The following is a 22,142-nucleotide window of genomic DNA, read 5'->3' on the forward strand; positions in this document are numbered from 1 at the left end:
AAACACAACGGTGCCTTCCCGGCCGCCTCGACCAACATCATTAAGCGCTGATTCACTTGCGCGGCGGGAGCTCCTTGGTCCGATCGGGCTATTTCAGGGGCTCCTTCTTGACGCATGCGCCCAGACGGAAGGGACCGGGATGTCGACCGCAGCGCACCGGCAGCAGCCGCAGCAGCCCGAACAGCACACGGGCAGGGGACAGCTCAGCCTGGGGATCGCCGCCGCACGGAACCTGGCGACCACCACCAAGAGCGTCCCGCAGATGCAGGGCGTCAGCTCCCGCTGGCTGCTGCGCATGCTGCCCTGGCTGGAAGTGAAGGGCGGCGCCTACCGGGTCAACCGCCGCCTGACGTACGAGGTCGGCGACGGCCGGATCACCTTCGTCCAGGAGGGCGCCGCCGTCCGCGTCGTCCCCGCCGAGCTCGGCGAACTGCCGCCGCTGCGCGGCTTCGACGACGACGCCGCGCTGCGCGCGCTGGCCGAGCGGTGCCGGCAGCACGAGTACGAGCCCGGCCAGGTGATCGCCGAACAGGGCGAGGCTATCGACCACGTCTACCTGATCGCGCGCGGCAAGGTCGAGAAGACCGGCACCGGCGAGTACGGCGACCGGACCCGGCGCGGCGTCCTGGCCGACGGCGCGTTCTTCGGCGACCGGGCGGTGACCCAGGAGCCCGGCGAGTGGGAGTTCACGGCGCGCGCCATGACGGCCTGCACCGTCCTGGCCCTGCCCCGGACCGCCTACGAGGAGGTCGCGGCCCGGGACGAGGCGCTGCGGGCGCACGTCCGCCGGCACCGGGCCGACAAGGCGCGGCCCCGGAACAAGAAGGGCGAGGCGAACATCGCCCTCGCCTCCGGCCACACCGGGGAGCCCGTACTCCCCGGCACCTTCGTCGACTACGAACTCGCCCCCCGCGAGTACGAACTGAGCGTGGCCCAGACGATCCTCCGGGTGCACAGCCGGGTCGCCGATCTCTACAACGACCCGATGGACCAGGTCGAGCAGCAGCTGCGGCTGACCATCGAGGCGCTGCGCGAGCGCCAGGAGTCCGAGCTCGTCAACAACCCCGAGTTCGGCCTGCTGCACAACGCCGACCACGGCCAGCGCATCTCCACCCACTCCGGCCCGCCCACCCCCGACGACATGGACGAGCTGCTGAGCATGCGGCGGGGGACCCGGGCCTTCTTCGCCCACCCCCGGGCCGTCTCCGCCCTCGCCCGCGAGTGCAACAAGCGGGGCCTGAACTTCGACAGCGCCGACGTGGGCGGCCACCCGGTCCCCGCCTGGCGCGGCGTGCCGATCCTGCCCTGCGGGAAGATCCCCGTCTCGGACGCCGGCACGTCCGCCATCCTCGCCATGCGCCTGGGCGAGGACGAGCAGGGCGTGGTCGGCCTGCGGCAGACCGGGATACCCGACGAGTACGAGCCCGGCCTGAACGTCCGGTTCATGGGCATCAACGACCAGGCCCACATCTCCTACCTGGTCAGCACCTACTACTCGGCGGCGGTCCTCGTGCCCGACGCGCTCGGCGTCCTCGAGAACGTCGAGGTCTTCCACACCCCGTCCTGACGGGCCCGGCCCTCCTGGAGTGGAGAGAGGAACCTGTGTCATCGCTGTCCCGGCTCACCGCGCCCACGGCCCCGCACGAGGTGGCGCGGCTCGTGGCCACGCTGCTCGCCCGTCACGAGGGCGGCCGCGCCGCCGCACCGGCGGCGCTCCCCGGCACCGTCACCCGCCGGGCGGGCGCGGCCCTGCCCACCGGGCCCACGGGGCTGGGCACTTCCGCCGCCCGCGTCGGCGCGCGGAAGGCCGCCCGCGAGGCGGCCGGGCGACGGGAGGACGTACCGGCCGGTGACACCGCCGCCGGCCCGGGGGAGCACGGCTCCGGTGTCCCGCCGCTCTACTGCCCGCCCGCGCTCCGGGACGACCCGGCGCTCGCCCGGGAGGTCAACGACCGGCTGGTGGAGTGGGCCGACGAGACCGGCATCTACGCCGGACGCCTCGACCGCGTCCGCGCGGCCGACTTCGGGCGTCTGATGACGCTCGCCCACCCCGACGCCGACGACCCCGACCGCCTGCTCGCGGCCGGGAAGTGCGCCCTGGCCGAATGGGCCACGGACGACTACTACTGCGACGACGAGACCGTGGGCTCCAGGACCGAACTCCTCGGCTCCCAGCTCGGCCTCGCCTACGCGGCCCTCGACCCCGCCCACCTCCCCGCCCGTTACGCCCCCGCCATGGAGCGGGAGATGCGCGCCGACCCCGTACGGGTCGCCCTGCGCTCGGCCCTCGCCCACCTGGAGCGTCACGCGGAGCCGTCCCAGGTGGCCCGGCTGCGGCACGAGGTCGCCGTCCTCTTCGTCGGCTACGGCCAGGAGGGCTCCTGGCGGACCCGGGGCCATATGCCCAGCGTCCACGAGTACCTGGCCCACCGTCAGATCAACAGCTTCCTCCCCTGCATCGCCCTGTCCGACGTGGTCGGCGGCTACGCCCTGAGCGCCACCGAGTACGCCGACCCGCGGGTGCGCCGCGCCGTGACGACGGCGGCCACCGCCGCCACGCTCGTCAACGACCTGTACTCGATGACGAAGGAGCACGACTCCTCGGGCGTGGAGTTCAACCTCCCCACCGTCGTCGCCGCGGCGGAACGGTGCTCACCGCGCGAGGCCGTGGAGCGGAGCGCGGAGATCCACGACGAGCTGGTGCGCGCCTTCGAGCGGCAGGCCGCTGCCCTCGTCCTCACCGGCTCGCCCCAGCTGCGCCGGTTCCTCGCGGGGGTGTGGGCCTGGCTCGGCGGCAACCGCGAATGGCACAGCGGCAGCTCCCGCTACAACGGCGGCTGAGCCCGCCCCCGGCACCACACACATCCCCCTGCACGCATGCTGTAAGGAGCACCCCATGACGACCACGCCCGCCCCCGTCCTGCGCACGGCCTACCAGAAGTCCGTAGCGGAGTACTGGAACAACGAGAAGGACCCGGTCAACCTCCGCCTGGGCGACGTCGACGGCCTCTACCACCACCACTACGGGCTCGGCGACTACGACCCCGCCGTCCTGGAGGGCCCCGCGGAGACCCGCGACGCGCGCATCGTCGAGGAGCTGCACCGGCTGGAGTCGGCACAGGCCGACGTCCTCCTCGACCACCTGGGTCCCATCGCCGCCGACCAGCGCCTGCTGGACGCCGGCTGCGGCCGGGGCGGCACCAGCATCATGGCCAATGCGCGCTTCGGCTGCCAGGTCGACGGCCTCTCCATCTCCCGCTCCCAGGTCGACTTCGCCAACGAGCAGGCCCGCAAGCGCGGGGTGGACGACAAGGTCCGCTACCACTTCGGCAACATGCTCGGCACCGGCCTCCCCACCGGGGCCTTCCAGGGCATCTGGAACAACGAGTCCACCATGTACGTGGACCTGCACGAGCTCTTCGCCGAGCACGCCCGCCAGCTGACGTACGGCGGCCGCTACGTGACCATCACGGGCTGCTCCAACGACGTGACGGGCCTGCGCTCCAAGGCGGTCAGCCGGATCGACGAGCACTACACGTGCAACATCCACCCGCGCAGCGCCTACTTCAAGGCCATGGCCGCCAACGGCCTCGTGCCCATCAACGTCGTCGACCTCACGGCCGCCACGATCCCGTACTGGGAGCTGCGCGCTCAGTCCTCCCTCGCCACCGGCGTCGAGGACCCCTTCCTGACCGCCTACAAGGAAGGCAGCTTCCACTACCTCCTCATCGCCGCCGACCGCATCTGATCAGGGCCGCCCACCCGGCCGGCGCGGGCGCCGTCACCAGGCCGGGACCTTCGTCAGCACGTCCTGCAAGGTCGCGTCGGCGACACCCGCGTCGGCGGCGGCCGACGGCGTGTCCTTCCCGGCCACGTCGTCGATGATCTTGGAGATGTCCTTGAGCAGCTTGTCCAGCAACCGCCTGACCTCGGTGACGGGGTCCGGGGCCGTGGGCGCCGCCTTGGGACGGGCCGTCGCCACGTCGTCCAGCAGCCGCTCGGCCGACGCGTCGAGCCGCTGCCGGAGCGAGGCGAGCGCCGCCGCGTCCGGGGACCCGGACCGCGCTTCCCCGGTGATGCGGGAGACCAGCGCCCGTATCTCGGCCAGCGCGTCCGGCGCCCCGTTCCGCTGAGCGGCGGCGGCCCGGGTCCCCGGACGCGCGGGCGTCCCGGCCGGGGCGGGGCCCGCCGCACCCAGGACGAGCGAGCCGCACGCCGCGGCGGTGACGGCGGCGGTGAGCCAGGGGGCGGTGCGCATGACGGTGTGCCTTTCCGTTCGGCGGACTGCCGGAGCAGCTTTTCCGTTCACCATGGGCCGACCCGCCGTCCCCCACCACTCGGCGTCACGGCCGGCGCCGTCGCGGCCCTGTCCGGCGCGCGACGGGTCGCGGGGCGGGGCACCGCGCCCCGGCGGCCCGGGACTTCCCGGCCGCCGGCTCCGCACCCGGCTCCGGCCCCCGGGGCCGAACGAGTGAGCCCGTCACCCGGCCGGGGGCGGACGGCGGGCCGTGCCGGCGGCCCTCGCCGGCGTCCTGCGGGAACCGTCGTCATGAACAGTCGGCCGGCAGGTTCGCGGCCGTGCCGGGGAACCCCGGAGACGATCTTCACATCCTGATGTTCACGACACGTACGCACGGCCACCGGGCCGTGCGCCGTTCCCTGGGGGGATCACATGTTCGCGTTCGACAGACGTACCGTGGCCGCCGCGCTGACCGCCGCCGCCCTCGCCGCGGCCGGTCTCACGGCCACCGCGACCCCGGCCGCAGACCGGCCACGACGGCGTCGACGGCCCGCAGACCGGCCCGCTCCAGGAGGCGCTTCTCGTTGGTGATCCACTCGCCCCGGGCCGCCAGCACCGCGTGCGCCGTCTCCATGGCGGCGCAGGCCAGCGCGCCCGCGACCTCGGCCGCCTGGCCGCGCCGGGCGTACGCGCCCCCGGCGTAGCCCAGGGTCATCGCCGCCCGGTCCCGCCACACGGCCGGCGCCGCCTCGCGCAGGGCCCGCGGATATCCGGGGCGCGGCAGGGTGCCGCGCAGCACCTGGTTGAGGGTGAGCTCGGCGACCAGCAGATAGCTGGGGATGCCCGCGAGGTGGAACATCAGGGGCTCCCAGCGGAAGCGACCCCGCCGGGCCTCCGCCAGCTCGTGGTCGACCACGTCCAGGTCGCGGTAGTGGACGTCGACCCGGCGGCCGTCGACCGTGAGCCAGGCCCCGCCGTTGAAGACGCCGCCGCCCCAGTCGCCGATCCCGGAGACCTCGCCCTCCCAGCCGACGGCGCGAAGGTCGGCCGGGCGGAAGTCCCCCCGGTAGTACACGGCGAGGTCCCAGTCGCTGTCGGGGGAGTGGGTGCCCTGGGCGCGCGAGCCGCCGAGGGTGACGGCGCGCACGGCGGGCAGGGCCGCGAGCCGGTCGGCGACACGGTCGAGGAAGAGAGCGTCGGTCATGGGGATCCGATCGTACGAAGTGGACGGCGGGCGGCGCGGGCACAGCGGACGGACGCCGGAGCGGGGGCTCGGACGGCGCCGTGGGGCCGGTGTGCCGGGTGTCGTCACTTCATGGCGCAGACCGTACCGTGCCCGCACCACCTGCCGAAACGGGTTTTCCACCGCGTGCTACCGGCCGGTAGCCTCGCTAGCGGGCCGGCTCGGACGGCTCGTACCGCGCTCCGCGGCGGTGCTCGCGGGCCCCGGTCGCCGTACCCCCGGGGGGTGGCGATTTCCGTTCGGCCATTTCCGTAGTATTGCGGCGCAGATCAGGGCCCGGGGGCGGAACCCCCGGAGCGCTTCGTCCCTCCTCGGGGGCGGAACATACGGTCATGTCCTTCGGGGCAGAGGAATGTCCGGAGCGACGTGATGACGCAGGCCAGCAGCGGGACCTATCAAGCGCAGGGGTATGTACGCGCACGCCGTGCCAAGAGATGGACGCTCGTCGTGGTGTCCATAGCCGTGGTCGGTCTGATAACCGCCGGCGTGCTCAATTACCTCAAGATCGGGCCGTTCTCGGACAAGGGCAAGCCGGTCAGCTTCGGTCAGGACCAGGCTTCCGGCAAGAACGGCGGCCAGGCGGGCGGAGCGGACGGCGCGCCGGCCCCGGACTCGAAGGTCCTGATGCCCACCGGGCCCGCCGCCGACTTCAAGAATTCCGACACCCTCGGGGACGGCACGCAGATCGCCGTCACCACGCTGGAGGGCAAGAAGTCCGGCTTCACGGGCAAGGTGTGGGTCTGGGCGCCCAAGGAATACAAGGACCCGAAGTTCGACAAGCACGGCTTCCCGGTCCTGATCGCCCTGCCCGGCGGCCCCGGTTTCCCGAACAACTACTGGATGGGCACCAACCTCAAGCTCCAGTCGTCCATCTCCAAGTGGTACGCCGAGGGCAAGAGCAAGCCGTTCCTGCTGGCCATGCCGGTCCTCAACCCCAAGAACAACGGAACGTACTGGGACGGCAGCGACATCCCGGGGCAGCCGAAGATGGGCACCTGGCTGACCGAGGACATCCCGGACCTGATGAAGGCCAATTTCCGCACGATCAAGTCGCGGGACGGCTGGGCGTTCATGGGCTCCTCCTCCGGCGGATTCGCCGGTATGAAGGCAGTGCTGAAGCACCCGGACAAGTTCAAGGCCGCGATCGCCTCCGGCCCGGACTTCTACCCCGACTCCCCGCTGTGGAAGGGCCACCCCAAGGAGCGGGACGAGAACGACCCCAAGCTCCTGGCGAAGGACCTGATCGCACGCAAGGGGCCCGAGGTGTACATCGCGTTCCAGTACGGCACGCGGGAGGACCCCATCACCATCAGCGGGGTCAAGAACTTCGTGGCGCAGTACGGGAACGGGCCGGTGCACACCATGGTCAAGGAGATTCCCGGCGGTAAGCACGATGCGGCGACGTATGTCCCGAGCATGGGGCAGGGACCGATCCAGTTCATCAGCGAGCAGCTGTCGGACCCGATTCCGGCGTCCTGACGGAGGGTTTCTCCCCACCCCGCCCCTTCCCGAATGTCCTCAATCGCCGGACGGGCTGATTTTCAGCCCGTCCGGCGATTGAGGACCGGGGTCCGGGGCGGAGCCCCGTTCGGGAAGGGGCGGGGTGGGGAAAAAGCCCCGCGCAGCGGCACCCCCACCGGCACACCCCCACCCCGCCACGCGGTCTACGCACGCCGACCTCCCCCCGGATACCCTCGGACCGGCGCCGGCGCCACCGATCCGGCGGGACGGAGGGCAATGACCCGCGCTCTGATCATCGGCGGCGGCATCGCCGGCCCCGTCGCCGCCATGGCCCTGCGCCGCGTCGGCATCGACGTGGTCGTCCACGAGGCTTATCCGGGCGGCGCCGACCACCTCGGGGCGTTCCTCGTCCTCTTCGCCAACGGGCTTGCCGCCCTGCGGGCCATCGACGCCGAACGGCCCGTGCGCGAGCGGTCGTTCCCCGCCGACACCGTGGAGTTCATCGCCGACACCGGGGAGCCGCTCGGCACACAGCCCATCGCCGGCTCGTGGGACCCGGGCCTCAGCCCGCGCACCGTCCAGCGCTCCGTCCTCTACCGCACCCTGCACGACGAGGCCGCCCGCCGCGGCGTCCGCGTGGCGTACGGCAAGCGCCTCGTCGACGCCACGACCGGCCCGCGCGGCACCGTCGTCGCGTACTTCGCGGACGGCTCCCGCGCCGAGGGCGACCTGCTGATCGGCGCCGACGGCATCCATTCCGCCACCCGCGGCGTCCTCGACCCCCAGGCGCCCCCGCCGCGCTACACCGGCTACGCGAGCGTGTGCGGCCGCACCCGTGCCACCGTCCACCCGGCGCCGCCCCGCACCTACCGGATGATCTTCGGCAAGCGGGCGTTCTTCGGCTGTACGACCTCGCCGGACGGCACCACCCACTGGTTCGCCAACATCCGCGGCCCCGAACTGCCCCGCGCGGAGCTCGCCGCCGCCACGCCCGACCGGTGGCGCCGGCACGCCGCCGAGGCCCTCGCCGGGGACCGGACCCCGGCCGCCGCCATCGTCGCCGCCACCGGTGACGCCGTCATCGGCATGAACACCTATGACATGCCCACCACCCGCGTCTGGCACGACAGCCACACCGTCCTGGTGGGCGACGCGGTGCACGCCACCGCGCCCAACGCCGCCCAGGGCGCGTCGATCGCCATCGAGGACGGGGTGGTACTCGCCCGCTGCCTGCGCGACCTGCCCGGCCCCGAGCCCGCGTTCCGCGCCTACGAACGGCTGCGGCGCGAGCGGGTCGAGCGGGTCGTGGCCCTGTCCGCGGGCCTGGCGGGCCGTGCCCGGCCGGGCCCCGGCGAGGAGCGGGGCGGGGAGAGCCGGCAAGCGGAGGCCCCGGAGGCGAACGGCCCGGAAGCAGCCGGCCCGGATACGGCCGGACACCGGGCCACCGGCCCCACTACCCCGGACCCCGAAGGCGCCGGCGACTGGCTGCACGGCTACCGCGTCGACTGGGACGCCCCCGTCGGCTGACTTGCCGCGCCCGCCCCCTGCGGCAGACTGGAGGCATGCCGGAGCTGCCGGAGGTCGAGGCCCTCGCCGGTTTCCTGGCCGAGCGCGCCGTCGGCCGTACCGTCGAGCGCGTGCTCCCGCTGGCCGTGAGCGTCCTCAAGACCTACGACCCGCCGCTCGACGCGATCGAAGGACGTGCCGTGACCGCCGCGCGCCGCCACGGCAAGTTCCTGGACCTCGCCACCGACGACGGCCCGCACCTGGTGTTCCACCTGGCCCGGGCCGGCTGGCTGCGCTGGCACGACCGGCTCCCGGACGCCCCGCCCCGCCCCGGCAAGGGGCCGCTCGCGCTGCGCCTGCGGCTGACCGGCGGCGCGGGTTTCGACCTCACCGAGGCGGGCACGCAGAAGCGGCTCGCCGTCTACTGCGTCCACCGCCCGGACGACGTGCCGGGCATCGCGCGGCTGGGCCCGGACCCCCTCGCGCCCGAGTTCACCTTCGACGCCTTCGCCGCGCTGCTGGCCGGGGAACGCCGGCGGATCAAGGGCGTGCTGCGCGACCAGAGCGTGCTCGCGGGCATCGGCAACGCCTACTCCGACGAGATCCTGCACGCCGCCCGGACGTCCCCCTTCAAACCGGCCGCGAACCTGACGCCGCAGGAGACCGCCGTCCTGTACGAAGCGGTCGGCGCGACCCTGCGCGGCGCCGTGGAGCGGGCGCGTGGCCACGCCGCCGGGGAGCTGAAGGCCGAGAAGAAGAGCGGCCTGCGGGTGCATGGCCGCACCGGGCAGCCCTGTCCGGTCTGCGGCGACACCGTCCGGGAGGTGTCCTACCGGGACTCTTCCCTCCAGTACTGCCCCACCTGCCAGACGGGCGGGAAGCCGCTCGCGGACCGGAGACTGTCCCGCCTCCTCAAGTGAGCGGCCCCCAGGGCGCGGCGGGCCCTCAGCCCTGCCGGTCCTCGGCCCCGGCCAGCCCCGAGTGGCGGTAGGAGTACGCGAAGTACACCACCAGGCCGACCACGAACCACACGGCGAACCGCAGCCACGTCTGCCAGGCCAGATAGGTGATCAGCCAGATCGACGCGGCCACCCCGATCGCGGGCACCAGCGGTACCGCCGGGCAGCGGAAGGCGCGCGGCAGCTCCGGCCGCCGGTAGCGCAGGATGATCACGGCGGTGCACACCACCGCGAAGGCCAGCAGGATGCCGATGTTGGTCAGCTCCGCCGCCTCGCCGATCGGGATGAAGCCCGCGATCGCCGCGGACGCGAAGCCGACGATCCAGGTCACCCGCGTCGGCACATGGCGGGTCGGGTGGGTCTTGGCGAACCAGTGCGGCAGCAGCCCGTCACGGCTCATCGAGAACCACACCCGGGTGACCCCGAGCATGAAGGTGAACATCACCGTGAGGATGCCGATGATCGCGCCCACCGCGATGACGTCCGCGAGCCCGCCCAGGCCCACCGACTTGAAGGCCGTGGAGAAGCCGCTCTCCTTGTCGATGTCCTTGTAGTTCTGCATGCCGGTCAGCACCAGGCAGGCCAGTACGTAGAGCACCATCGAGATCGCCAGCGAGTACAGGATGGCCCTGGGCATGTGCCGCTGCGCGTCCTTGGACTCCTCGGCCGCCGTCGACATCGCGTCGTAGCCGAAGACCGCGAAGAACACCGTGGCCGCGCCCGTGAACGCGCCGCTCACCCCGAAGGGGAAGAACGGCTCGTAGTTGGCCGATTTCACATGGAAGAAGCCCACCACGACCACGACCGCCACCACGAGCACCTTGAGGATCACGACGACGGTCTCGAAGCGGGCCGCGTTCTTGATGCCGAGCGTCAGCAGATAGGCGATCAGCAGGCACAGCACCGCCGCGAACAGGTCGACCCGGTGCCCGTCGCCGGTGCCCGGGGCGCCCAGCATCCAGTCCGGCAGCTCGGCGTTCATCTCGTTGAGCAGGAAGTTGATGTACCCCGAGATGCCGATCGCCACCACCGCCACGATCGCGGTGTACTCCAGCAGCAGGTCCCAGCCGATGAACCAGCCGGCCAGTTCACCGAGGACCACATAGCCGTAGGTGTAGGCGGACCCGGCGCGCGGGATCATGCCCGCGAACTCCGCGTACGAGAAGGCGGCCGCCGCGCTCGCGACGCCCGCGATCAGGAAGGAGATCAGCACCGCGGGGCCCGCCGTGCCATTGGCGATGGTGCCCGCGAGGCTGAAGATGCCCGCGCCGATGATGCCGCCCACCCCGATCGCGGTGAGCTGCCACAGCCCGAGCGTCCGGGTCAGCCGTTCGTCCGCATCGCCCTCCTCGATCGTCTCGATCGGTTTGCGGCGCAGTACGCCCTCACCCGCCCGGAGCCCGGCCATCTGGTGTCCTCTCGTCGACCCTGACGGCCGGTCATCATGGCGGAGCGGGGGCGACGACGGAAGCCGCCGCCCCGCGCGGGGGCCCCTGGTTCAGCCGATGGCGGGCGCCGCGTCCCGGCGGCCGGTCCCCCAGTCGGACGGAGCGTCACCGACGGTGAAGTCCAGGCGCCGGTCCTCCGTCAGCTGCTCCGTCGTCAGGAACGTACGCCCGTAGGGGGAACCGTCCAGCCGGGCCGACCGGATGTAGCGGTCGGTGGCCGAGGTGCCCGGCGCCGTCACCGTGAACCCGCCGTTCGGGTACCAGTCCCGGTCCAGCCGCAGATCGACCCGTTCGAACACGGGGGTGCTCAGCCCCCAGACGTCCCCGCCCGGCTGCACCGGGTAGACCCCGATCGCGGAGAAGATCATCCAGGCGGACATGGTGCCCAGGTCGTCGTTGCCGGTCATACCGGTCGGCCCGTCGGTGAAGAGGGTCAGGGCCGCGTGCACCACGTCCGTGGTCCGCCACGGCCGGCCGGTCGAGAGGTAGGTGTACGGGGCGATGAGGTCCGGCTCGTTCTGCGGGTTGTACTTGTCGGCGTTGTAGTAGTCGTACGGGCCGTGCACCCACACCTCGCGGGCGGTCCGCGCCGGGTCCTTCAGCAGCCGGTCGTAGGCGAAGAAGGAGTCGAGCCGGCGGTTGGCCGCCTCCCGGCCGCCGATCAGCTCCACCATCCCGGGCAGGTCCTGCGGCACCAGCCACTGGTACTGCCAGGCCGTGCCCTCGTGGAAGCCGACGCTCTTCGCCGGGTCGGCCGGGCCGGCGAAGGAGCCGTCGGCGCCCCGGGCCCGGAAGAAGCCGGTGCTCGCGTCGTACAGCTTGCGGTAGTTCCGCGACCGTGCGGCGTAGCGGGCCGCGTCCGCGCGGTGGCCCAGGCCCTCGGCCATCTCCGCCAGTACCGCGTCGGCGAGCGCGTACTCCAGCGTCGCCGAGGCGCCCTGGTGGAAGTCGGAGTCACCCGGCTTCCGCTTGGGCCGGTCCGGCAGGTAGGGGACGTAACCGTCCCTGATGTACTCGGCGTTGCCCTCCCGGCCGACGCCGGGGTTGCCGGGCGCGGGCACGCCGTCCGCGTTCCTCCGCAGGACCCGGTACGCCTCCTCCTCGTGCCCCTTCAGCAGCCCGTGCTGGTAGGCGGTGGTGAGGTACGGGGTCACCGGGTCGCCCGTCATGATGTTCGTCTCGACCGTCCCGTAGCCCCACTTGGGCAGCCAGCCGCCGTCGGCGTCGACCCGCAGCACCGACAGCGCCATGTCCCGCGCCTCGTCCGGCGCGAGCAGCGCCAGCAGCTGCGCCTGGGTGCGGTAGGTGTCCCACAGCGACCAGTTCTGGTAGTAGGTGAAGCCGTCGGCGCGGTGCGTCCGCTGGTCCCAGCCGGTGTAGCGGCCGTCGGCGTCGCTGCCGATGTTGGGTGCGAGGAAGGCGCGGTAGAGCGAGGAGTAGAAGGTGCGGCGCAGCGTCCGGTCGCCGCCCCGGGCCCGTACGCCGGCCAGGCGGGCCGCCCAGGCCGCGCGCGCCGCCCGCTCCGTGCGGTCGAAGCCGTCGTCCTCCGCGCGCAGGTTGCCCGCCGCGCCCGCCGCGTCGACGTAGCTGATCGCGGTGGTCGCCTCGACGGCGCGGTCCCGGGTGGTGTCGAAGCGCACCCAGGCGCCGTTGCGGCCGGTGCCGGTGGACGTCCTGGAGCCCGTGGTGACCTTGTCGTCCTTCCAGGTGCCGTAGGCGGTGAACGGGCGGTCGAAGCGCGTCAGTGTGTGCACGGTGTACGGGCGGGTGTCCTGGCAGAAGCCGCGGCCGGTGATCGTCGAGCGGACGGTGCGGGAGTCCACGACCTCGACGGAGGTGCTGACCGTCCGGTGCAGCGACTGCCCGGTGTTCAGGAGCACATTGGCCTTGTCGGTGGCCGGGAAGGTGTAGCGCTGGTGGCCGGTGCGCGGGCCCGCCGTCAGCTCGGCGGTGACGCCGCCGTAGGAGGACATCCTGACGCGGTAGTAGCCGGGGCGGGCCACCTCGTCGGCGTGGCTGAAATCCGCCGCGTACCGCGCGTTGTCGGTCTGCTTCACCTCGCCCGTGGTGGGCAGCACGGGCAGGTCGCCGCCGATGCGGCAGCCGACGCCCGACAGGTGCACGGTGCCGAAGCCCCGGATGCGGCGGTCCTTGTAGTCGTAGCCGGTGCTGTGCCCGGTGTCGGGGGAGAGCTGCACCATGCCGAAGGGCACGGTGGCGCCGGGGAAGGTGTTGCCCTCGTTCTGGGTGCCGATGAAGGGGTTCACCAGGTCCGTGAGGTCCTCGGCCGCGGCGGTGGCCGGCGGCGGTGGTACGAGCGCGGTGCCGCCCAGCATCGCCGCGAGGGCGAGCGCGACGGCGCCGACGCGCGATCGCGGGTGTCCGGTCCATCTCATCGTCCACGCCCCTCGTATGACGCGTCATCCGATACTGACATCGTTGTCAGCGCCGAGGGTATCGAGAGGGGGACGCCCTGTCATGATGCCCCGCTCGCCAGGTGTGGCGACGGGAGTCCCGGGACTCCCTCGGCCCGGCCCGGCGCCGACCGGCCGGCGCCGGGCTGTGGCCGGGCTCACCGCGGCCGGGCGCGGCGGTTTCCCGGGCCTGTGGGAGGCTGCCGGGGGCCCGCCTCCCGCGGCCGCCCGCCGGACGACGGCAGCACCGGAACGGAACCCCTCGCCCATGCGCCTCAGCGAACTCGCCTCGGTCGGTCCCTTCTTCGCCCTGCGGACCGAGGAGGACTCCGCCGGCGCCTCGGGCTGTCTCCCGCTGGGCGAGGAGGCCGTGCGGGCCCGGGTGGGCACCGTGGCGGAACGGCTGGGGACGGCGGACCGGCGGGTCGCCGCGTCCGTCGCCTACCAGGGCATCGCGGGGCGGCTGCTCTCCGTCGCCCTCGGCTCCGCCACCCTGACCGGGAGGGTCCCCGACCTCTCGTCCGGGCGGCTCGGCTGGCACCCCGGCCGGACGGCCCCGGAGGACCTGTGGCTGCCCCGTCCCGAGGCGCTGCCGCCCTCGGACGACGTCGCGGCGCAGATCCGCGAACAGGTCCTGCACGGCCCCCTCGCCCTCCTGCACGCGGCCACCCGTGCGGTCGTCCCGGTCTCCGGCCGGCTGCTGTGGGGAAACGCCTCGTCCTCGCTGGCCGGTTCGCTGCGGGTGCTGCACGCGTGGTGCCTCGCACAGGGCCGGCCGGAGGCGGCGGCCCGCGCGCTGGCCCTGGCCGAGGGGGTCCTGGACGACCCGGTGCTGCGCGGCACCGGCGCCCTGAGCGCCCGGGGCCCGGGTGCCCCGTCCTTCGTCCGGACCACCTGCTGTCTGTACTACCGGGTGGCGCCGGGCGGCATGTGCGGCGACTGCGTGCTGCGGCACGCGCCCCGGGCCCGCTGAGGAGCCGGCGCGGGCGGCCACTCGCGGGTGGAGAGGACGCCCAGCACATATGCCTTGGCCACGAGCGCCGTACGGTTCGGCACCCGCCAGCGCCGGGTGAGCCTGGTCAAGTGGTAGTTGACGCCGTCGACCGTCAGGCCCACGGCCTTGCCGATGGCGGCGGTCGTGGCCCCGGCCGCGGCCAGCGCCAGGATGTGCCCCTCCACGACGCTGACCTCCGCCGTGGGCTCGGCCTGGCGGGGCACGGTCTCGGACCGTACGCGCAGCACGGCCAGCAGCATCGGGCTGGCCGGGAACGCGTCGCCGACCGGGTCGACGAGCAGCTCGCCCTCCCGCTCGACCCCGTCCGTGCCCACCAGCCAGCGCACCTCGATCGGGTGCCGGGGCCGGCGGCCCAGCCGCAGCGCCTCGATGTGCCGGTCGAGCCGGCCGGGCGCCCGGGGCCGGAAGAGCTCGTGGAGGTTGCGGCCGCGCAGCCGGACGGGGGCCGTGCCCCACTCCGCGGCCATGGCCGGGTTGGCGACCGTGACCTCGCCGTCCGCCCGGCAGACCGCGATCGGGGTCGGGATCCGGTCGAGCAGCAGCAGGAAATGGTTGCGCCAGCTGATGAACTCTTCACTGCCCACGCTCGTACCGGCCCCTCGCTCGTACCCGTGCCCGTCCAAGGGCCCGTCCAGTTGCTTGCCCGTCGGGCCGCGCGGGGGAGCGTCACGCCCCCAACCACTGCACAATCGTGCAGTTACGCGGACGATCGACGACGGCGGCGCGCGGAGCTGTCCGGGCTCCGCGCGCACCGGCTTGGCCAGGGCCCTTCGCTCCGTGAGCACGGACGGGCCGGGCGGGCGCGCCCTCGCCGCGGACCCCCGGAAGGGGCCCGGCCGGGCCCCGCCGGACAAGCCCTCAGAGCGCGAGCACGGCCGACTCCCGGGTGGCGTAGATGTCCCGGAGCCGGACCGACAGGGCCTCGTACGCGGCGTCGGCCCGGGCACCCAGGGCGCCGGGGTCGACCGGCTCGTCGCGCAGAACGCTCGCCGCGGCCATCGTCAGCGCCTTCTCCGCGGCGTCGGTCGGCGCCCGGACCTCGTCCGCCAGGATGAAGCCGATCTGGGACCGCAGGGCGTCGAGAGCGGTGTCCGTCGCGGCGGACGCGTCCAGCATCGGTTGCCGGTAGGTCTCCGGTGGCTCCGCCGGGTCCTCCCGCAGGCGCGACCGGTAGTGCCGCCTCGCCGAGACGAAGGCGTGGAGGGAGGTCACGGCCTCCCGCAGCAGGGTGTTCACCTCGACGAGCTGGGTCAGCTCGAACGTCTCCCGGCGTTCGGCGACCGACTTGTACCGGTCGGCGGCCCTGGCCCGCGCCTCCCGCCGGGCCTGGGAACGGTTGTTGATGAAGCCCATCGTCAGCACCGTGGTCTGGCCGATCAGGATCGACGCGACGGTCATGAACCATCCCCAGCCCCCCGAAACCATGCCAGCAGTTTAGGTATCCGGCACGGACCGGAGAAGCGTCGGCCGCGCCCCTCCGGGGCACTGCGGTCCGGCTCCGCGCCCGCCACGGCCCGGTGCGCGCCCCTGACACGCCACCATCACCGCCGGGCCGGATACGGGACGACCGCCGGCCTCGCACGCCCACCCGCGGGGAGTTTCCGGGGTCTGACGGCGGGTGACCTCCGGGGCGCCGGGCTCGCTGCCCGCCTGCCCGCCGTCGTCCTACTCGCCGTCGTCCAGGCGGAAACCCACCCTCAGCCCCACCTGGTAATGGCCGATCCGGCCGTCGACGAGGTGTCCTCTGATCTGTCCGACCTCGAACCAATCGAGGCAGCGCAAGGTCTGGGAGGCCCGCGCGATCCCGTTGCGGATGGCCTCGTCCACGCTGTTCGGGGACGAGCCGACGATCTCGGTCACGCGGTAGGTGTGGTCGGACATGCCTCTCCCTCGGTCGGGCCCCTGGGCGGAGCTCGCGGGCCCCGTCCCACCGTGCCCCAGGTCACCGCCGGGCGCGAGGCGAGAACCGCCGCCTCAGGCCGGGGGCCGCTCCTCCGCGCGGGCCTTCAGAGCGGCGTTGAGCGAGCGGAAGTCCGTCCTCGTGTCGCGGATCCTGCGGTCCAGGAGAGGGACGAGGAGGCCCCTGAAGATCTCGCTCTGGACGAGCCTGGTGCCTCCGGCCACGGGGGTGAGGAGGAAGCGGTGCACTCCGTCGAAGAGGCCCGGCACCGGGAGCCGGCCGAGCCAGCGGAGCTCCCGGCCCGGCTCGGCGGCCAGCACCCTGGGCCGGAACGTCATCGGGCGGCCGCGCGCGGGGAACATCCTCAGCGTGAGGGTCCGGCCGGTGGCCACCCTTCCTTCGGCCTCCCGGATGAAGGGGTTCCAATCGGGGTAGCGACGCAGGTCGGTGAGGACCGACCAGACCTCCATGGGCTCCGCCCGGATCTCGGTCTCCTCGGAAATCTCGCGCATGCGCGCACCGTATCGCCGCACTAGGGCCGGTGCGGTGGACCCACCTCGAACGTGTCGGCCACGGGGACCGGCGGTTCCGCGGCCGGGGCGAGGCCGCCGGCAAGGTCGCGCTCACCGCCCGGGGCGGGCCGGACCGCCGTGCCCGCGGAGTACACCGCGAGGAGCCTGCCCCCGTCGTCGACCACGGGAATGGCCTTCGGGATGACGCTGCCCCCGCCGGTCAGCCTCAGGACGAGCACGCCGTCCCGGTGCTCCAGCAGGAGCCTTCCGGACTCCTCGGGCACCGCCGCGCCCTCCGGCGCACCGCCTGCCGTGACATCGGCCGTGACATCGGCCGTGACACCGGTCGTGACACCAGCCGTGCCGCCGGGCACGCCGTCCGTCGCGCCGCCCTCAGGGTCCGTCATGCCGCACGCCTCCTCGCTGCCGGGCAGCCGCAGGCTACCCACGGCACCCGGCCACGACACCCCTGCCTCCCGGGCGCCGCCGTGTCATCTCGCGGCACCCGGCGGCCCCATGGTGCCCACGGTGCCCCGCGCGACCGCCGTCACGGCACCACCGTCACCGGCCAGCGCCCCGCCTTCACCAGCCGCACCGCCACCGAGCCGATGATGCGGTGCCCCGCCCGCTCCGAGGCGCCGACGACCACCGCGTCCGCCTTCAGTTCGTCGGACGCCCGGACCAGGCCCGCGTAGGGGTCGCCGCGGAAGGTGTGGAACTCCCAGCGCACCGCGAAGATGCCCCGCAGCCGCTCCGTCGTGGCCCGGATCTCCGCCAGCAGCTCCTCGGCGACCTCCTCAGTCGCCTCCACGACGGGCGCGCCCAGGGCGGCGCCGCCGGCCAGCACCGGCTGGACGTACACCACGGCCAGCAGGGCGTTCTGACGCCGGGCCAGACCGGCCGCGTAGGCGGCGGCGCGCCAGGAGGTGTCCGAGCCGTCGACACCGGTGACGATCACTTTCGGGCCGTCGGTGCCCCGCTCGAAGCCCGTCGGCAGGCCGTCGTTCTTTCCCCGGTCCGTTTCCTCGTTCACACGGGCAGGCTAACCGGCACGGACAGGGACAGCGCGAAGCGCCCCGCCTCGTCCGTCCACCACCGGCTCAGCTCGAAGCCGGCCGCCGCCAGTTCCGCCCGCACCCCCTCCCGGCGGAACTTCGCCGAGATCTCCGTGCGCAGCTCCTCGCCCGCCGCGAAGTGCACCGCCAGGTCGAGGGCGGGAACCTTCGCGACGAGGGCGGTACGGGCCCGCAGCCGCATCTCGATCCACTCTCGTTCCGTGTCCCAGAGGGCGACGTGGTCGAAGTCGGCCGGGTCGAAGTCGGCCTCCAGCTCACGGTTGATCACGGCCAGCACGTTCTTGTTGAAGGCGGCGGTGACCCCCGCCGCGTCGTCGTAGGCGGCGACGAGCGTCCGCTCGTCCTTGACCAGGTCGGTGCCCAGCAGCAGGGCGTCGCCCGGGGCCAGCTCGGCGCGGACGGCGGCGAGGAAGACCGCCCGCTCGGCGGGGCGCAGATTGCCGATGGTGCCCCCGAGGAAGGCGAGCAGCCGCGGCCCGGGCGTGCCGGGCAGCGTCAGCCCGTACTGGAAGTCGGCGACGAGCGCGTGCACGGTCAGCGCCGGGTGCTCGGCCAGCAGCGTCCGGGCGGCCCCGGTCAGGGCGCTCTCGCTGACGTCGACCGGGACGTAGTGGTCCAGGGCGGTCAGCGCGCCGATCAGGTGCCGGGTCTTGTCGGACGAGCCGGAGCCCAGCTCCACGAGCGTACGGGCGCCGGTGGCCGCGGCGATCTCACCGGCGCGGGCCACCAGGATCTCCCGCTCGGCCCGCGTCGGGTAGTACTCCGGCAGCAGGGTGATCTCGTCGAACAGCTCGCTGCCCCGGGCGTCGTAGAACCACTTCGGGGGGAGCTCCTTGGGCGAGCGGGTCAGCCCGGTGGCGACGTCCGCGCGCAGCGCGGCGGCGGTCGCGTCGAGGGGAAGGGTGCGGGTCAGGGCGAACGGGCTCACGAAACGGGCTCCTTGAGCGAAGGAAGCGAGGAGAGCGGGGAGAGCGGGACGACGGCGAGCTCGGTGCGGGTGGCGGTGAGCAGCGTCCGGTCCGGTGCCTCCGTCCAGCGCGGATCGTCGTCGTAGGGCTCGGACGCGACGGCCGTCCGGCCGTCCGCCACCAGGTACCAGAGGCTGTCGCCCCACGCGGTCGCGATGATCGAGGCGCCGTCGGTGAGCAGCAGGTTGAGCCGCGAGCCGGGCGCGGCCGAGGCCAGTGCCGCGACGGTGGCCGCGAGCGCCCGGCCCGCCGGCTCGCCGCCGCGCAGCCGCCGCTCCACCAGCGCCCAGACGAACGCGGAGTCGCACCGCGCGGCCAGCCGCAGCAGGTCGGCGCGCGGCAGCAGCGCGGTGAGCGGGGCGACGGAGTCCGGCCAGCCGGTCAGCGCTCCGTTGTGGCTGAAGAGCCACGGCCCGCCCGCGAACGGGGCCGCCGCAGCCTCGCCATCGGCACTCGCCTCGGTGGCGTCCCGCACCGCCGCGAGCAGCGCCCCGGTGCGGACGACGCGCGCGAGGTCGGCGAAGGACGGGTCGGCCCAGATGGGCCCGGCCCGCCGGTAGCGGGCCGGGACGGGGTCCTCCGGGGCGTACCAGCCGACCCCGAAACCGTCGGCGTTGACCGTGCCGTGGCGCTGCCGGCGCGGCGCCCACGACTGGCGGAACAGCGCGTGCGGTGGCTCCACCACGGTGGCGCCGAGGGGCTCCGGGTGCCCCAGCACCGCGAGGTGGCGGCACATCAGGACGGCTCCGCGTCGCGCGCCGTGCGGAAGCCGGCGAAGATCTGCCGGCGGACCGGCAGGTCCCAGTTGCGGAACGTCCCCCGGCAGGCCACCGGGTCCACGGCGAAGGAACCGCCGCGCAGCACCTTGTGGGCCTCGCCGAAGAACACCTCCGAGTACTCCCGGTAGGGAAAGGCCCGGAAGCCCGGGTAGGGCAGGAAGTCGCTGGACGTCCACTCCCACACGTCGCCGATCAGCTGGCGCACCCCCAGCGGGGAGGCGCCGGCGGCGTACGCCCCCACCGGTGCGGGCCGCAGGTGCCGCTGGCCGAGGTTGGCGAGGCCGGGCGCGGGGTCCGCGTCGCCCCACGGATAGCGCCGGGAGCGGCCGGAGCCGGGGTCGTGGCGGGCCGCCTTCTCCCACTCCGCCTCGGTGGGCAGCCGGCGCCCCGCCCACGCCGCGTACGCCGCCGCCTCGTACCAGCTCACGTGCAGCACCGGCTCATCCAGGGGCACGGGCTCCTCGACGCCGAACCGCCGCCGGACCCACCCCGTCCCCTCCCGCCGCCAGAACAGCGGCGCGGCGAGGCCGTGGCGGCGCACCTGCTCCAGGCCGGCCGGGAGCCACCAGCGGTCGTCGGCGTAGCCGCCGTCCTCGATGAAGCGCAGGTACGCGCCGTTGCTGACCGGCAGCGTGTCGAGGAAGTAGGCGGGCACGAAGCGGGTGTGCGCGGGCCGTTCGTTGTCCAGCGCCCAGGGCTCGGCCGAGGTGCCCATCGTGAACGGCCCGCCCTCGACGCGGACCTCCGCGGGGAGCGAGGCGGTGTCCGGCGCGGCCATCGGCGGCTCCGGCGCGGACAGCACCGCGGGGCCCCGGCGCAGCTGATGGGTGATCAGCATGGTCTCGTCGTGCTGCTGCTCGTGCTGGGCGATCATGCCGAAGGCGAACCCCGCCGCCAGCAGCGGCGTCCCGGACAGCGGCACTCTCTCCAGGACGTCCAGGACCCGGTCCCGTACGTCCGCCACATAGCCCCGCGCCTCCGCGGGAGCCAGCAGCGGCAGCCGGGGGCGCTCGGCGCGCGGGTGCTCGAACGCGTCGTAGACGGAATCGATCTCGGGCCGCAGCGCCTCGCGCCCGCCCACGGCGCGCAGCAGCCACTGCTCCTCCTGATTGCCGATGTGCGCGAGGTCCCAGACCAGCGGTGACATCAGGGGGGAGTGCTGGGCGGTCAGCTCGGGCCCGTCCACACAGCCGGTGAGCGAGTGGGTGCGCGCACGGGCGGTACGGAGGGCTTCCGCGGCCCGCCGCCGGAGGGCCGCGGGGTCGGGCTCGGGCTCGGGGACGGTCATACGGGGCGCTCCTTGCCGAGGCGCTGCTTGCCGAGGATGTGGTCCAGGAGGTCGTCGGCGGGGCACCGGGCGCGGTCGACGTAGCGGGCGGTGAAGTCGTCGACGGCGGCCAGGACGCGGGGCGGCACCTCCATCCGGGACAGCGCCTCCCGGGCGGCGGCGAAGCAGCCGACCGCCGCGGTGTGCAGCTCCGGGTCGGACAGGCCGTGCCGGGCGGCGTTCCGCCACAGCGGGTTGTCCGGCGGGGGCTGCGCGCCCGCGGTGTCCGCGAGGGCCTTCACCGCGCGGTAGGCCGTCTCGGACGCCACGGGGTCGTCGAACAGCGCGGCCGTCACGGCGAGCGGCACCAGCCAGCCGTCCTCCCCGGGCTGTGCGTCGATCATGCGCAGCTCCAGGTGGCCGCGCGGGCGCACGGGCGGGAACAGCGTGGTCAGGTGGTAGGCCACATCGTCCGCGGTGGGCCGCCGGGGCCGCCCGGTGCGCGCCCAGCGGCGCAGGTCCAGGCCCTCCGGGGCGTCCCACGGCCGGTCGCCGGACTGCACGCACATCACCGGCGCGTCCAGGACGTACCCCGCCCAGGCCGCCCGGAGGTCGGGGAGCTCCGGCGGGGCCAGGGCGCGCCCGGGGTCCACAGCGGTGTAGGCGGCCTGCCGGGTGGAGCGCCAGCCGGTCGGGCGGCCCAGGTGCAGCGGGGAATTGGCGAACGCGGCGACCAGGACCGCGCCCAGCAGGTGCGCGAGCCGCCAACGCCGCCCGAAGCCGAGCGGGCCGGGCTCCTCGAACCCGGCATCGACGCACACCTGGACGGACGCCGTGCGGCACATGATGGTGCGCCCCGCGCCGTTGCGCCGGTCGTAGAAGGCTTCCATGGCCTCGTAGCGGGGGGTCCGCAGGACGCGCCGCGGTGGGTGCCAGGGGTCCTGGCCGTAGCCGGCGAGGACCAGCCCGAGGTCGCGGAGCGCGGGGCGGGCGGCGTCGAGATCGGCGGAGACCTCCGCCGCGCAGGCGGCGAGGGAGGGCGCGGGCCGGGAGCTGAACTCCAGCTGGCCGCCCGGCTCGACAGTGATCAGGGACCGCAGCGGCAGGTCACGCAGGCGGTCGGCGGCCGCCGCCAGAACGGGCGGGGGGACCGGGCGGGCGGGATCGTGCAGATCGTGGACGAGCCATTCCAGCTCCACGCCGAGGAGCCTGGGCGGGCCCGTCTTGAAACAGATGCCGCGCACGAGCGCGTTCACCTCCGCCTCGTCCACGAACGCGGCGGGGCCCGCGCTGCCGGACTCGGTGTCCGCCATGGTCCGTACCTCCCGTCCATCGCCGCCGGCGGAACCTCACC

At 73.9% G+C, this 22,142-nt stretch carries 21 protein-coding genes; 7 read left to right on the forward strand and 14 right to left on the reverse strand.

Features of this window, described 5'->3' with window-relative positions; translation table 11 throughout:
* Window positions 1-139 precede the first annotated feature (139 nt).
* Genes AF335_RS06540 through AF335_RS06550 form a run of 3 tightly spaced genes read left to right on the forward strand, consistent with a single transcriptional unit; the run spans window position 140 to window position 3,748 of the window.
* A complete protein-coding gene (locus AF335_RS06540) occupies window positions 140-1,567 on the forward strand; it encodes a family 2B encapsulin nanocompartment shell protein (RefSeq protein WP_102917322.1) in 1,428 nt (475 codons plus the stop codon).
* Between the two features lie 35 nt (window positions 1,568-1,602).
* Window positions 1,603-2,841, forward strand: coding sequence for a family 2 encapsulin nanocompartment cargo protein terpene cyclase (locus AF335_RS06545; RefSeq protein WP_102917323.1), 1,239 nt, complete (start codon window positions 1,603-1,605; stop codon window positions 2,839-2,841).
* A 55-nt stretch (window positions 2,842-2,896) separates the two neighbouring features.
* Window positions 2,897-3,748, forward strand: a complete 852-nt coding sequence (locus AF335_RS06550; protein WP_102917324.1) for a geranyl diphosphate 2-C-methyltransferase — start codon at window positions 2,897-2,899, stop codon at window positions 3,746-3,748.
* Window positions 3,749-3,781: 33 nt separating this feature from the next.
* Here the strand turns inward: AF335_RS06550 and AF335_RS06555 are convergent, their stop codons facing one another.
* Window positions 3,782-4,258: a hypothetical protein gene (locus tag AF335_RS06555; protein ID WP_102917325.1), complete on the reverse strand. Its 477-nt coding sequence runs from the start codon at window positions 4,256-4,258 to the stop codon at window positions 3,782-3,784.
* Between the two features lie 481 nt (window positions 4,259-4,739).
* Complete coding sequence (locus AF335_RS06560; RefSeq protein WP_102917326.1) at window positions 4,740-5,444, reverse strand: nucleotidyltransferase domain-containing protein; 705 nt, start codon at window positions 5,442-5,444, stop codon at window positions 4,740-4,742.
* Between the two features lie 408 nt (window positions 5,445-5,852).
* On the opposite strand from AF335_RS06560, the gene AF335_RS06565 reads away from it, so the two are divergent.
* From AF335_RS06565 to AF335_RS06575, 3 genes are all read left to right on the forward strand, one after another.
* Window positions 5,853-6,962 carry an alpha/beta hydrolase gene (locus AF335_RS06565; RefSeq protein WP_102917327.1) on the forward strand — a complete coding sequence of 370 codons (1,110 nt, stop codon included), beginning with the start codon at window positions 5,853-5,855 and terminating at the stop codon, window positions 6,960-6,962.
* 258 nt (window positions 6,963-7,220) lie between these two features.
* A complete protein-coding gene (locus AF335_RS06570; protein WP_102917328.1) occupies window positions 7,221-8,471 on the forward strand; it encodes an FAD-dependent monooxygenase in 1,251 nt (416 codons plus the stop codon).
* Between the two features lie 35 nt (window positions 8,472-8,506).
* Window positions 8,507-9,370: an Fpg/Nei family DNA glycosylase gene (locus tag AF335_RS06575; protein ID WP_102917329.1), complete on the forward strand. Its 864-nt coding sequence runs from the start codon at window positions 8,507-8,509 to the stop codon at window positions 9,368-9,370.
* A gap of 25 nt (window positions 9,371-9,395) precedes the next feature.
* On the opposite strand, the gene AF335_RS06580 is transcribed toward AF335_RS06575, so the two are convergent.
* Window positions 9,396-10,817 (reverse strand): amino acid permease, encoded by a 1,422-nt coding sequence (locus AF335_RS06580; protein WP_102917330.1) that lies wholly within the window; start codon window positions 10,815-10,817, stop codon window positions 9,396-9,398.
* 90 nt (window positions 10,818-10,907) lie between these two features.
* A complete protein-coding gene (locus tag AF335_RS06585) occupies window positions 10,908-13,253 on the reverse strand; it encodes a GH92 family glycosyl hydrolase (RefSeq protein WP_102917331.1) in 2,346 nt (781 codons plus the stop codon).
* Window positions 13,254-13,539: 286 nt separating this feature from the next.
* On the opposite strand from AF335_RS06585, the gene AF335_RS06590 reads away from it, so the two are divergent.
* Window positions 13,540-14,244, forward strand: a complete 705-nt coding sequence (locus tag AF335_RS06590) for a (2Fe-2S)-binding protein (protein ID WP_102917332.1) — start codon at window positions 13,540-13,542, stop codon at window positions 14,242-14,244.
* On the opposite strand, the gene AF335_RS06595 is transcribed toward AF335_RS06590, so the two are convergent.
* The 10 genes from AF335_RS06595 to egtA form a co-directional block, all read right to left on the reverse strand.
* The gene (locus AF335_RS06595) at window positions 14,178-14,870 is read right to left on the reverse strand and encodes a PAS domain-containing protein (RefSeq protein ID WP_244926941.1); all 693 of its coding nucleotides are present in this window, start codon (window positions 14,868-14,870) and stop codon (window positions 14,178-14,180) included. The two genes, AF335_RS06590 and AF335_RS06595, sit on opposite strands and share 67 nt — an antisense overlap.
* A gap of 274 nt (window positions 14,871-15,144) precedes the next feature.
* Window positions 15,145-15,711, reverse strand: coding sequence for a hypothetical protein (locus AF335_RS06600; RefSeq protein ID WP_146045452.1), 567 nt, complete (start codon window positions 15,709-15,711; stop codon window positions 15,145-15,147).
* 240 nt (window positions 15,712-15,951) lie between these two features.
* Window positions 15,952-16,167 carry a dodecin gene (locus AF335_RS06605; RefSeq protein ID WP_102917334.1) on the reverse strand — a complete coding sequence of 72 codons (216 nt, stop codon included), beginning with the start codon at window positions 16,165-16,167 and terminating at the stop codon, window positions 15,952-15,954.
* A gap of 93 nt (window positions 16,168-16,260) precedes the next feature.
* On the reverse strand, window positions 16,261-16,698 hold the full coding sequence (locus AF335_RS06610; protein WP_102917335.1) for an SRPBCC domain-containing protein: 438 nt from the start codon (window positions 16,696-16,698) through the stop codon (window positions 16,261-16,263).
* Between the two features lie 20 nt (window positions 16,699-16,718).
* Window positions 16,719-17,105: a hypothetical protein gene (locus tag AF335_RS06615; protein WP_102917336.1), complete on the reverse strand. Its 387-nt coding sequence runs from the start codon at window positions 17,103-17,105 to the stop codon at window positions 16,719-16,721.
* 140 nt (window positions 17,106-17,245) lie between these two features.
* Window positions 17,246-17,731 (reverse strand): universal stress protein, encoded by a 486-nt coding sequence (locus AF335_RS06620; RefSeq protein WP_184743250.1) that lies wholly within the window; start codon window positions 17,729-17,731, stop codon window positions 17,246-17,248.
* On the reverse strand, window positions 17,728-18,702 hold the full coding sequence (gene egtD / locus AF335_RS06625) for an L-histidine N(alpha)-methyltransferase (RefSeq protein WP_102917337.1): 975 nt from the start codon (window positions 18,700-18,702) through the stop codon (window positions 17,728-17,730). The genes AF335_RS06620 and egtD overlap by 4 nt, the downstream gene beginning before the upstream one ends.
* On the reverse strand, window positions 18,699-19,478 hold the full coding sequence (egtC, locus tag AF335_RS06630) for an ergothioneine biosynthesis protein EgtC (protein WP_102917338.1): 780 nt from the start codon (window positions 19,476-19,478) through the stop codon (window positions 18,699-18,701). The genes egtD and egtC overlap by 4 nt, the downstream gene beginning before the upstream one ends.
* Window positions 19,478-20,809 carry an ergothioneine biosynthesis protein EgtB gene (gene egtB / locus AF335_RS06635; protein ID WP_102917339.1) on the reverse strand — a complete coding sequence of 444 codons (1,332 nt, stop codon included), beginning with the start codon at window positions 20,807-20,809 and terminating at the stop codon, window positions 19,478-19,480. Before egtB ends, egtC begins: the two co-directional genes overlap by 1 nt.
* Window positions 20,806-22,101, reverse strand: a complete 1,296-nt coding sequence (gene egtA / locus AF335_RS06640) for an ergothioneine biosynthesis glutamate--cysteine ligase EgtA (RefSeq protein WP_102917340.1) — start codon at window positions 22,099-22,101, stop codon at window positions 20,806-20,808. The genes egtB and egtA overlap by 4 nt, the downstream gene beginning before the upstream one ends.
* Window positions 22,102-22,142 lie beyond the last annotated feature (41 nt).

This window comes from Streptomyces eurocidicus (assembly GCF_002891295.1).
GTDB lineage: Bacteria > Actinomycetota > Actinomycetes > Streptomycetales > Streptomycetaceae > Streptomyces > Streptomyces eurocidicus.

Coding starts and splice junctions, on each gene's coding strand:
- egtA (WP_102917340.1), bottom strand. CDS start 22,101: ATGGCGGACACCGAGTCCGGCAGCGCGGGCCCCGCCGCGTTCGTGGAC.
- egtC (WP_102917338.1), bottom strand. CDS start 19,478: ATGTGCCGCCACCTCGCGGTGCTGGGGCACCCGGAGCCCCTCGGCGCC.
- AF335_RS06550 (WP_102917324.1), top strand. CDS start 2,897: ATGACGACCACGCCCGCCCCCGTCCTGCGCACGGCCTACCAGAAGTCC.
- AF335_RS06570 (WP_102917328.1), top strand. CDS start 7,221: ATGACCCGCGCTCTGATCATCGGCGGCGGCATCGCCGGCCCCGTCGCC.
- AF335_RS06605 (WP_102917334.1), bottom strand. CDS start 16,167: ATGTCCGACCACACCTACCGCGTGACCGAGATCGTCGGCTCGTCCCCG.
- AF335_RS06555 (WP_102917325.1), bottom strand. CDS start 4,258: ATGCGCACCGCCCCCTGGCTCACCGCCGCCGTCACCGCCGCGGCGTGC.
- AF335_RS06565 (WP_102917327.1), top strand. CDS start 5,853: ATGACGCAGGCCAGCAGCGGGACCTATCAAGCGCAGGGGTATGTACGC.
- AF335_RS06580 (WP_102917330.1), bottom strand. CDS start 10,817: ATGGCCGGGCTCCGGGCGGGTGAGGGCGTACTGCGCCGCAAACCGATC.
- AF335_RS06585 (WP_102917331.1), bottom strand. CDS start 13,253: ATGAGATGGACCGGACACCCGCGATCGCGCGTCGGCGCCGTCGCGCTC.
- AF335_RS06540 (WP_102917322.1), top strand. CDS start 140: ATGTCGACCGCAGCGCACCGGCAGCAGCCGCAGCAGCCCGAACAGCAC.
- AF335_RS06560 (WP_102917326.1), bottom strand. CDS start 5,444: ATGACCGACGCTCTCTTCCTCGACCGTGTCGCCGACCGGCTCGCGGCC.
- AF335_RS06590 (WP_102917332.1), top strand. CDS start 13,540: ATGCGCCTCAGCGAACTCGCCTCGGTCGGTCCCTTCTTCGCCCTGCGG.
- AF335_RS06575 (WP_102917329.1), top strand. CDS start 8,507: ATGCCGGAGCTGCCGGAGGTCGAGGCCCTCGCCGGTTTCCTGGCCGAG.
- AF335_RS06610 (WP_102917335.1), bottom strand. CDS start 16,698: ATGCGCGAGATTTCCGAGGAGACCGAGATCCGGGCGGAGCCCATGGAG.
- AF335_RS06615 (WP_102917336.1), bottom strand. CDS start 17,105: ATGACGGACCCTGAGGGCGGCGCGACGGACGGCGTGCCCGGCGGCACG.
- egtB (WP_102917339.1), bottom strand. CDS start 20,809: ATGACCGTCCCCGAGCCCGAGCCCGACCCCGCGGCCCTCCGGCGGCGG.
- AF335_RS06600 (WP_146045452.1), bottom strand. CDS start 15,711: ATGGTTTCGGGGGGCTGGGGATGGTTCATGACCGTCGCGTCGATCCTG.